Origin of the sequence: Undibacterium sp. SXout7W (assembly GCF_049339385.1) — a bacterium.
GTDB lineage: Bacteria > Pseudomonadota > Gammaproteobacteria > Burkholderiales > Burkholderiaceae_D > Undibacterium.
In genome coordinates, this window is the sequence record NZ_JBMPPF010000055.1 from 1 (window position 1) to 935 (window position 935).

Here is a 935-nt window from a genome sequence, read left to right on the forward strand (position 1 = left end):
AGTCCATAAAGTCTGAGAAGAACAGTGGCAGACTACGCGCTGGGCGGCATGAGGCGTACGCTTGCACCTCGGTGCTTGTCGTGAAGCCGACGCCCCCGGATGGGAACTGCCTATTCACGTCTTTGGGTTACTTCGTCAATTTGACCGCTAACGAAATGCGCGCTGATTTGTGTGGCGCTGTCGGAGACATGGAATTGCGATACAATGATCGCGGAAGGAGTACTTGGGGAAACACAGACTGCGTCACGACGTTTTCGTCCCTGTACCAGAAGCGTGTGTGTGTGCACATGACTGTTACGGACAAGAAGACGCACCCCACGGTTACTTCTGAAATGTACTCCGCGGAAGGAACCACCGACATGGTGCATTTGGACTGGCGCGTTGTTGGTGACCCGAAGACGAACAATCACACGGGCCATGTCGAAATACTCACGCAACCTAACGACAGGCGCGAACTACCACGCGAGGCCCCAATGTGGAAGAACGTGTCGCACTTATTCGACACCACGCGACGTCTTCCCCACGGAACCACCGACGAGTACCTCGGCTTTCCGCGTCATCAGGAGCTTAAGGCCTTGAGCCTGCTCGAAACTGCGGACGCAGCTGCCTTCCGCCCCGCTTCCATTCTGGAACTTGGTGCTGCGCCGGGTACTTGGACTAAACTGCTGTTGACTTACGCTAGCGCCCGCAGGGCCACTATCGAGGTCGTCAGCGCACCTACTGGACTGGAGATGGCTGAAGAGGTGTTGGCAGAAATCGAATCCGACGACGCATACACTCTGTACCAACAGGACGCCGTAGCGTTCTTGTTGGCGACCGTTAAGAAGTACGATTTCGTCATTTCTGACGTCGCCACTGCAGACAGCTGGGCTACCAACTCACCGCAACTCGACGTGCTATGCGCTGTCGTGTCGCGGTTGAACTTGGGAGCGACG

At 56.3% G+C, this 935-nt stretch carries 1 protein-coding gene; it reads left to right on the forward strand.

Going from position 1 to position 935, the window contains the following annotated elements; genetic code table 11:
- Nucleotides 1-287 precede the first annotated feature (287 nt).
- A partial coding sequence (locus ACO0LB_RS20440) for a hypothetical protein (protein ID WP_423052520.1) occupies nt 288-935 on the forward strand: 648 nt, incomplete at its 3' end.